Here is a 9,279-nt window from a genome sequence, read left to right on the forward strand (position 1 = left end):
TCAATAAATCTGTAGTTCTATTATATATCATGAAATCTGAATTTTCAGATGCGTTTTCTGAGAATAATTTCTAGCGTTTGTGAACGCTTATTGATTGGGGTTATATGCAAAATAAAACATTTTTTGTGCATTGTGATGAAGTTATTGGATGTTGGATTGACCCAATTCTTAAAGAATGAAAGACAATCAGCCCTTCTATGCATAAGCAAATTCTCGTTCATTGAGAGGATTTTATTTTAACTATTTTGAATGAACGTGATAGGTGCGTGTAGAATAACTTATTTGGGATGATAATAATGTATGAAATGAATATCAACCGTTTAAATTTTGAAACACCTTCTGCTTTAGCATTGGCGTTAACGGATAGGGTTGCAGCAGAGCTTAGCATCTCTATTCTTGAGCGTAAACAAGCAATTTTAGCTGTTTCTGGTGGAAAAACACCAGAGCTGTTTTTTCATTATTTGTCGAAAGTTGATATTGATTGGCAAAATGTTATTATAACTTTGGTTGATGAACGCTTTGTCCCTGTTAGCGATGAGCGTTCAAATGAGTATTGTGTACGGCGTTATTTGTTACAAAATTTTGCTGCTAAAGCACGTTTCGTAGGACTTTATCATAAAGCAGTGACTGCTGAGCTTGCGGCTTTTTCAGCGGCTAATCGTGTGAACACTTTGCCTATGCCGTTTGATGTTACTGTTTTAGGAATGGGTATTGATGGACATACTGCTTCTTTTTTTCCAGATAGTGATCGTTTAGAGCAAGCCCTTGATCTCCAATCACAAGCACTTGTTTTACCTATTTATGCTAGGAGTGCTATTGAACCAAGATTGACATTGACTTTGCCGGTTATAATTCAATCTCGTTTTATTGCTCTTCATTTTGAAGGGGCTCAAAAATATGCTTGTTTCGAAGAAGCTTGTCAAAATGGATCTGAAATGAAAATGCCTATCCGAGCAGTTTTGCAGCATGCCCGTCACCTGATTCAAGTCTACTGCTCACCTGCCGAAGATGAAATATAAGAAGTAAAAAATAATGAAAATATCGTAAAATGAAATGCTTTTTCTGACAATTAAATATGCAAGTTAATAAGAAATAGAGATATTTTTTCAAAAACAATTTCTATGGTTAAGTAAGGTGTTTGTTAGCATTTTATGCTGGCGCTGAAATCTTCTTTAGCTTGAGATGCAAAGAAAACTTCTCTCAATGTATTATTGGTGGAAATGATTGCGCTGCAGATGATTATATATTCAAAGTATCCAACAACAATCCATCTCTTATAGCATTAAACACTTTTGATGATATTTCTGTTGTGTTGATGGAGAGCGGTAATGCGATTTTCTGTGATGTTTATAGGATTATTTAATCATTGCAGGTAATCAGGTAATTGAACGTCGGAATATCATATCGTAAGATCTTTTAATAATAGATATAGCATAAATATACGTGCATTATATATGAATATCAGTACGCTGTGCAGCTCAAAAATATTTTCTATTATAGCATTATTAAAATATAAAAATTTATTATTCATGTAATAAAGGTGCGTAAAATTTTTAGAATTCTGGTACAGGTAATTTATGGGCTCGGGCGGCAGCCTTAAGCGTATTGACCATAAGCATGGCAATGGTCATAGGGCCAACACCTCCTGGCACAGGAGTTATGGCAGTAGCTATTTCCCTAACTTCTTCAAAATCAACATCGCCAACAATATAGGGTTTCATTGTATTTTTTTCTGATGTTTCAATTCGATTAATACCAACATCGATAATAACTGCTCCTTTTTTAACCCATTCCTTTTTAATCAACCTTGGACGACCAACAGCTACTACTAAAATATCAGCACTACGGCACACTTCATCAAGATCACGGGTACGACTATGCGCAATTGTTACTGTGGCATTGACGGCTGTTAAGAGGGCCGCCATGGGTTTGCCAACAATATTAGATCGTCCGACGATGACGGCATCAAGACCGGATAAATCTTTGCCACATTTTTGTTGAATCATCATCAAGATCCCAGCTGGTGTGCAAGGAACGATTGTGTCTTCGAAGATGTTTGCTGCAAGTTTTCCTATATTTATATAGTGGAAACCATCAACATCTTTCTCGACAGCGATAGTTTGTGTTATATTGTTTGTATTGATGTGAGTAGGGAGAGGCAGTTGCACCAAAATGCCATGGATTTTAGGATCAGAATTTAATGTTTCGATAAGCTGAAGAAGCTCTTTTTCTTTTGTTTCTTTGGGCATCACATGTTTGACTGAAAGAAAGCCGCATTCTTCAGCCTTTTTACTTTTTGATGAAACATAAATTTGGCTTGCGGGGTCGTCTCCTACAATAATAACAGCGATACCAGGTTGTATTTTATAATTATTGTAGAGTTTTTCTGTCTCATTTTTAACTTTGACAAGAATGTCTTCGGCAAGTTTTTTGCCATCAATAATATTATCCATAAGAGGGATCCTTTCGATAAGGCTATTTGGTTTTGTATAAAGCATTTACTGATTATAAAATAGAGTTTTATAGCAATGTTTAAGTTGGAATAAAAAAAGCGGCTCAACGGTTCTTATGTGTTTTTTTAACATGATGAAGGTATTTAAAATGAATTGTTTGATGAAAAGATAATAATATCTCTGTTCCAATAAGATTTCGATAAAAATGGAAATAATTCAACTTTTAATATATATAAATAGATTTCAAGATCCTAAAAAATTTTCTGAACTTTCATTTTATTTGATTTTAGTTTGTGATAAGAACGAAAGCTTAGAGGAAAATTGTGCGCATTAAAATAATAAAATTTTTAAGTGGAATTTTTATCGCAATTGTTTTTTTAGTTGGGGCTGCAGTTATTATTGTGCCCTATATTGTATCAACAGACGCGATTCGTATCCGTTTGGCACAGGATTTAAGCGTATGGACTGGCTATAGTGTTCAATTACGTGATCTTCCAAAATTGAAAATTTTTCCTTATCCAAAAGCATTTCTTTCAGGAGTTACTTTAACACCAAAAATGGAAAGTGCTGCATCTTTAGCTGCACCTTTAATGGAAGTGGAATCGATAGAAGTTGATCTTTCTTTGATTTCTCTTCTTTGGGGGCGTATTTCTTTTTCAGAAACACGAATTATGTATCCAAAATTTATTATGGATAAACCTGCTAAAACGATATCTGATTTTTTTGATACACTTTTGCGATCACAAGGTGCATTCGGTTTGGCAATACAGAGTGCTCGTGAAATTATTAAGCGTAATCCTGATAATCCAGATGTAGCGAGCCTTTTAAATCAACCTTTTGGGCGTATTGTTATTGAAAATGGTACATTGATGTATCGTGATGATGCTTCTGTTGTAATGGAACAAATAACAGGATTAAATGCATCAATAGATTGGCCTGGATTAACACAGGCAATGCAGTTTCGTGCAAAAGCTCGTTGGCATGGAGAGCTGACCGAATTATTCATTAATGCTGATCAAGCTTTGTTGCTTTTAGCAGGAGGAAAAAGCTCACTTCAGGTGAGTTTCAATTCTGTGCGTGGTGGTATAACTTTTAAGGGACAGGCACGGTTATCTGAATATTATATTTTTGATGGGAAGGTTTCGCTGCGTTCTCCTGGTTGGGATCAGACAGTCGCATGGATTGGTGGTAATCAGCTTTGGGGGCATGGGTTAAAGATGCCTATTGTATGGGAATCTGATTTTTTAGCACAGCCGGCACATGTCCGAATGAGCAATGTTATATTTACAATGGGCACAGCAAATGCACGTGGAGCCTTAGAATTTGATTTTAAAAATCACGTACCTGTTCTCATGGGGTCTTTAGGTTTTGATAAGCTTGATTTTGATATTTTGAAATTGTTACTTTTTTGCTCTGAACAGAAAAATGAATTTTTTGATGTCGCTTTTTTAAATCGTATAGGATTAGATATACGACTTTCCGCCCCACAAGCAAAAATAGGTGGTATTGCATTAACCGATTTGGCTGCAGTAATCCAAATTAAAAATGGATATGGCATTTTTGATCTTGGAAATGTAAATATTTTTGGTGGTTCTATTCAAAGTAACATCCAGATTATTCCAGATGGTAAAAGAGCAAACATTAAAGGAAGTGCTACGGGCACTTCTGTTGATGCGCATGCTATTTCATTAGCTTTAGGACTTTTTCCACTTTTACAAGCAAAAACCAACTTCATTATGACAATGCAGATGTTTCCTGGTTGCTGGCCAAAAATTCTTACTCAGATGCAAGGGCAGTTAACATTGAATATGTTTTCTGGTCAAGTGATAGGGCATAATCTGAATGATTTGCAAAATAAACTTTCAAAAAATGAACAGTTTCTTTTAACGTATGATCAGAAGCATTCAATAGATTTTGATCGTTTGGATATTAAGGCGAAATTGTTAGATGGTACAATATCTGTAACAGAAGCATTAATGCATACTAAAGATTGGAATTTGTTTATTCATAGAGCTATAGAAACTTTTGACACTAAGAATGGACAGAATGATTTGATATTACGAGCAAAATTGCAGAAAAATAATCGTTCAGAGACTATATGCAAAGATATTGAGTGTCTCAATAATAGTCTTGTACAACCTTTAATTTTTTCATTCAGTCCCACAGAGAAAATTTTCGGTAATTTTTTCGTCAAGAAAAATATTCATGAAAATTAGTATTTTTTCATTATTAGGTGGTAATGTGAGGAATATTTAGGAAATATTGTTTTATATAAAATTTTAAGAATATACTTACGTGTCTATTTATGCTAATGTATCTACATTGTACTGAAGTGAGTAGAAATACAGTAGCCATCTTGGATAATTGCGCAAGTCTCATCTGCTCCAACTGAACTAATTCCTATAGTAACTAGAATAAAGGCTAGAATTGAGGTAATAGTGATAATTGTAGCCTTTTGAACAGACATATTTCTCTCCAATTACAAGGTGGTTTATCAGTACAATACTGTTATTATTAATTATGAATTTTTATGAAACTAAAAATCGTTTAACATTTTATTTGTTCCAGCTATATCTTATAAAAGTAAAAAAATTTTATCTTTCTTTCATAATTTAGTTTTTATAGATTTTATTTTTTATTGATTATTCTTTATTGCTGCACTCTTTTGACGATTTTAAAAAGCTCTGGTAAAAACTTTTTATGCGTGCAAATTATAAATTGAAAAGACTATTTGTTCGGCAATTATTGGCTTTAAACGAAGAAATAGTAATAGAGGGGCAACAAGCTTCTTATCTTATACATGTTTTGCGTATGAAAGAAGGCGCTGAGATTTTGCTTTTTAATGGACAGGATGGTGAATGGCTTGCCAAACTTCTTTTTATTAAAAAAAAAATTGTGGTGGCTCGTCTTATACGTCAAGAGAGGTTGCAGCCAATACATTCGGATCTTTTTTATTGCTTTGCTCCCCTTAAGCATATGCGTTTGGATTATGTGATACAAAAAGCTGTAGAAATGGGGGTATCTGTTTTATATCCCGTTATAACCCATCACACACAAGTTACTCGTATTAATATGGCCCGTATTGAGGCCAATATTATAGAAGCTTCTGAACAATGCGGTATTTTATCTTTGCCAAAATGTGCACCTGCTGTATCATTAGAAACATTTTTAGAAAATTGGGATAAAGCGCATGCTTTATTTTTTTGTGATGAATTGAACGAATCGTATAATCCAATTCCTCTTTTAAGAAAGCATGGAACAAAGCCTTTGGGCGTTCTTATTGGTCCAGAAGGTGGTTTTAGTGAAGAGGAGCGAGTTTTTTTAAAGAAATATCCTTTTGTATTTTCTGTATCATTAGGCCCGCGTATTTTGCGTGCTGACACCGCAGCTGTTGCTGCACTAACTCTTGTTAATGCTACGATGGGGGATTGGTCAATTGGTCAAGAGACTTGCAATATCATTCAAAACAATTCATTGAAATAGTATACTTAGATAATAGGATAAATAATTTATGGCACTTGATACAACTGATGAAAGTGAAATTAACGGCTTAGATTCTTTAGTCCGTTATTTCGAAGAGGGCTGTAAAACAGAGGATGATTGGTGTATCGGTACAGAACATGAAAAGTTTCCATTTTATTTAGATAGTTTGCGTCCTGTTCCATATGAAGGCGCAAGAGGAATCCGAGTGTTATTGGAAAAAATGCAAGGAGCTTTAGGATGGGAGGCTATTTTAGATGAAGGGAATATTATTGGAATCCTAGGATCAGTAGATCAAGGCGCTATTTCTTTAGAACCTGGGGGACAGTTTGAGTTATCTGGGGCACCCCTGAAAACAATTGGTCATACTTACTGTGAAGTCATGAAGCATTTAGAGCTTCTCAAAAAAATTTCACAGCCGCTAGGTATTGGTTTTTTAGGTATGGGAGCTAGTCCAAAATGGACATTGGATGAAACACCAAGAATGCCCAAATCACGTTACCAAATTATGACCAATTATATGCCAAAAGTTGGTCATAACGGTCTTGATATGATGTATAGAACAGCAACTATTCAGGTGAATCTTGATTTTTCATCTGAGACTGATATGCGACGCAAAATGCAAGTAGCAATGAAGTTACAATCTATTGCAACAGCATTATTTGCTAGCTCCCCTTTTACTGAGGGGCGCCCGAATGGTTTTTTATCTTGGCGTTCTCATGTTTGGCATAATACTGATAATCAGAGAACAGGAATACTCCCTTTCGTATTTTCTGAGTATTTTGGTTTTTCTGATTACGTTGAATGGGCACTTGATATACCAATGTATTTCGTTGTGCGTGATGGGCATTATTATGATTGTACGCATATAACTTTTCGCCAATTTATGAATGGAGCTTTAAGAAGGCAGATTGCGAATTTCGCACCGACGATAGGAGATTGGATTAATCATTTATCGACTTTATTTCCAGAAGTACGGTTAAAACGCTTTTTGGAAATGAGAGGCGCTGATGGTGGTTCTTTACAGCATATTTGTGCATTATCTGCTTTTTGGGTTGGTCTTCTTTATGATAGTGAGGCACTAAATGAAGCAGAGGCTTTGACGAAAGATTGGTGCTTTGAAGAAGTTTTAGAAATGTATACACGCGTTGCTAAAGAGGGGCTAAAAACACCTTTTCGTCAGACTATAATTTTAGAATTAGCACGTCATGCCCTTGCTATTTCACGTAAAGGTTTAAAAAATCGCCATCAGTATGATATTGACGGTTTTGATGAGACAGATTTTCTAGCTCCTTTGGAGGAAGTGGTAGCAATGGGAAGAACAAATGCTGATAAATTTTTATCTAATTATCACTCTATTTGGGGTAGGTCTGTGGAGCCAGTATTCTTAGAGTATGCTTATTAAATTATTTAAAATCAAAAAGCTCTTTTTGTTAATAATCTACATAGTATAATTATTATTTTTTATATTTAGTTTCAGCACAGCCTTATATCTGAACGATTCAGATTTATATGTATAATGTTCATATAAAAAATAGGGATATAAAACTCTACCGACACAAAGAATCATAAAGAATACTTTGCATATAGTTACTTTGTCCTATAAGATGAGTGTAATGATTTCCTAAAAAATAACCAAATTATTTTATAATACTTAGCCATTAAAATAAAACAGTTTGCATTACAAAAGCAGTTACGCACAAACTTCCACACCTATTTATGTTTTCAGTTAAACTACTGTATTATATCAATAAAAATAGGCTTATCGCGCAGAACAAGTACGACTGCCACTGATCAGCCCTTCTCTTTGTGCATGTTTACGAGCAAGTTTACGTGTGCGGCGAATAGCCTCTGCTTTTTCACGAGCACGCTTTTCTGATGGTTTTTCGTAGTATCCACGCATCTTCATTTCACGAAAGATACCTTCACGCTGCATCTTTTTTTTCAACGCACGCAATGCTTGCTCAACATTATTATCACGAACGAGTACCTGCACAACTTATCCTACTTTGTTTTAATATTAAAAATAAATAAGCAATAACCAAAATCTCTTAAAACTATTAGGTCAAAAGATCAGATAGAACAAAGTATATACCATATAAATAGGATGCTTGTCTATATTGCTTTTCAAAAACTCTATTCTTTTTGCTATCATTTGCTAACGTACTTTTCTTTCTAGGGTATGACTAGGTTTGTAATACAATTTTTGTCATTTTTATCCTGATAATAACTTCATTTTATCTTAAATGATAATAATAGAAGCAATACTTTGCTATATTAACTTACATGTTGATGATATAATCATACTCTTGTTGTTCGATCAATTAGCGTTGGAGGGTCAATTCTTTTGACTGTTTTATTTGTACAAGAACAACAAGGGAGAACGGTAAACATTTTCTACGGATATAACGGCTGTTGAAAAGTTGTTTATTATTTGTTTCAATGCCATGAGTAGCTGTTGTTATGATATTGGAAAGATTGGTGGAGATTGGATCAGCATTATGATTTTGCAGATATCGGAAGGTGATAATCTGCGCATAAGAATAGATTTTAATTTGTTACGAAATTCAGATGGAGCTTACTCCAACACACTTAAGAAAAAATAGCAATTCATTATGCAATGCGGTAAATGAAACGTATGTCTAAAAATTATGTGTTAATTGGAAAATTTTGTCATGAAAGTTTAAGATAAAGAACTCATCATATTTTCCGGAATTATATGTTTTCTGGTGATCATAGGATATATCTGTATTTTTTAAGTATATGGAAGAAGTGATAGCGTAAGCACTTCTTAAATGATCGGTGACTCTTTTAAAACAATAGAACAGATCTCGGGATTATTTTGAAAATCCAAAAATAACAGATAGTGTTAAATCTCCAAGCAATAGTTAATCTAAAAACCAGTTTTATATTTGAAAAATCGTTAATAATAAGGTGATAATATCTTTTTTTCTGATCTTATATTTTAGATATTTTCTTAAAATCTACATCCAATGTTCATAAAAGTTATGTTTGCTTTGTTCTAATTTAATTGTTTTTAAAATGATTTTTTGCCAAGGCATTCATTATCTAAAAATTGATCTCTATATAATTGGTTTAGAAACAAAAGCTATTAATCATTCTAAATATATAATTAATATTTTTTATAATAAAAAACATATTGACAATAAGTTAAACGATATTTAAAATACTTTGTATTTATTACTGTAAATAATAATCGTTAAGTTTTAAAAAAGCTGAAAGGTGTGCGCTGATCGTTTGAGGTGTGCATTGATCGTTTGAGGTGTGCATTGATCGTTTGAGGTGTGCATTGATCGTTTGAGGTGTGCATTGATCGTTTGAGGTG

General features: G+C 33.8%; 7 protein-coding genes. 4 read left to right on the top strand and 3 right to left on the bottom strand.

All coding sequences use genetic code 11. The annotated features are described in order from the left end of the window. Positions 1 to 296 precede the first annotated feature (296 nt). Positions 297 to 1,019, top strand: a complete 723-nt coding sequence (gene pgl / locus O99_RS00760) for a 6-phosphogluconolactonase (RefSeq protein ID WP_035005698.1) — start codon at positions 297 to 299, stop codon at positions 1,017 to 1,019. Positions 1,020 to 1,553: 534 nt separating this feature from the next. Here the strand turns inward: pgl and folD are convergent. Continuing rightward, positions 1,554 to 2,453, bottom strand: a complete 900-nt coding sequence (gene folD, locus O99_RS00765; RefSeq protein ID WP_035005700.1) for a bifunctional methylenetetrahydrofolate dehydrogenase/methenyltetrahydrofolate cyclohydrolase FolD — start codon at positions 2,451 to 2,453, stop codon at positions 1,554 to 1,556. A 323-nt stretch (positions 2,454 to 2,776) separates the two neighbouring features. Here folD and O99_RS00770 point away from each other — a divergent pair, with 323 nt between their 5' ends. Then, the gene (locus O99_RS00770; RefSeq protein ID WP_035005701.1) at positions 2,777 to 4,669 is read left to right on the top strand and encodes an AsmA family protein; all 1,893 of its coding nucleotides are present in this window, start codon (positions 2,777 to 2,779) and stop codon (positions 4,667 to 4,669) included. 101 nt (positions 4,670 to 4,770) lie between these two features. Here O99_RS00770 and O99_RS06865 read toward each other — a convergent pair whose 3' ends face one another. Next, the gene (locus O99_RS06865; protein ID WP_167884991.1) at positions 4,771 to 4,920 is read right to left on the bottom strand and encodes a hypothetical protein; all 150 of its coding nucleotides are present in this window, start codon (positions 4,918 to 4,920) and stop codon (positions 4,771 to 4,773) included. 233 nt (positions 4,921 to 5,153) lie between these two features. Here O99_RS06865 and O99_RS00775 point away from each other — a divergent pair, with 233 nt between their 5' ends. Together O99_RS00775 and O99_RS00780 are read left to right on the top strand one after the other, a co-directional pair. Continuing rightward, entirely contained in the window at positions 5,154 to 5,936 is a 783-nt protein-coding gene (locus O99_RS00775) for a 16S rRNA (uracil(1498)-N(3))-methyltransferase (protein ID WP_051668835.1), read from the top strand. A 28-nt stretch (positions 5,937 to 5,964) separates the two neighbouring features. Then, complete coding sequence (locus tag O99_RS00780; RefSeq protein WP_035005703.1) at positions 5,965 to 7,338, top strand: glutamate--cysteine ligase; 1,374 nt, start codon at positions 5,965 to 5,967, stop codon at positions 7,336 to 7,338. A 357-nt stretch (positions 7,339 to 7,695) separates the two neighbouring features. Here the strand turns inward: O99_RS00780 and rpsU are convergent, their stop codons facing one another. After that, the gene (gene rpsU, locus O99_RS00785; protein WP_035005704.1) at positions 7,696 to 7,929 is read right to left on the bottom strand and encodes a 30S ribosomal protein S21; all 234 of its coding nucleotides are present in this window, start codon (positions 7,927 to 7,929) and stop codon (positions 7,696 to 7,698) included. Between the last annotated feature and the right edge of the window lie 1,350 nt (positions 7,930 to 9,279).

Origin of the sequence: Bartonella rochalimae ATCC BAA-1498, from assembly GCF_000706645.1 — a bacterium.
In the GTDB taxonomy this organism is placed as follows: domain Bacteria; phylum Pseudomonadota; class Alphaproteobacteria; order Rhizobiales; family Rhizobiaceae; genus Bartonella; species Bartonella rochalimae.

Bases quoted from the DNA above. Each gene is read 5' to 3' on its own strand.
- pgl (WP_035005698.1), top strand. From the start codon at position 297: ATGTATGAAATGAATATCAACCGTTTAAATTTTGAAACACCTTCTGCT.
- O99_RS00780 (WP_035005703.1), top strand. From the start codon at position 5,965: ATGGCACTTGATACAACTGATGAAAGTGAAATTAACGGCTTAGATTCT.
- folD (WP_035005700.1), bottom strand. From the start codon at position 2,453: ATGGATAATATTATTGATGGCAAAAAACTTGCCGAAGACATTCTTGTC.
- O99_RS00775 (WP_051668835.1), top strand. From the start codon at position 5,154: ATGCGTGCAAATTATAAATTGAAAAGACTATTTGTTCGGCAATTATTG.
- O99_RS06865 (WP_167884991.1), bottom strand. From the start codon at position 4,920: ATGTCTGTTCAAAAGGCTACAATTATCACTATTACCTCAATTCTAGCC.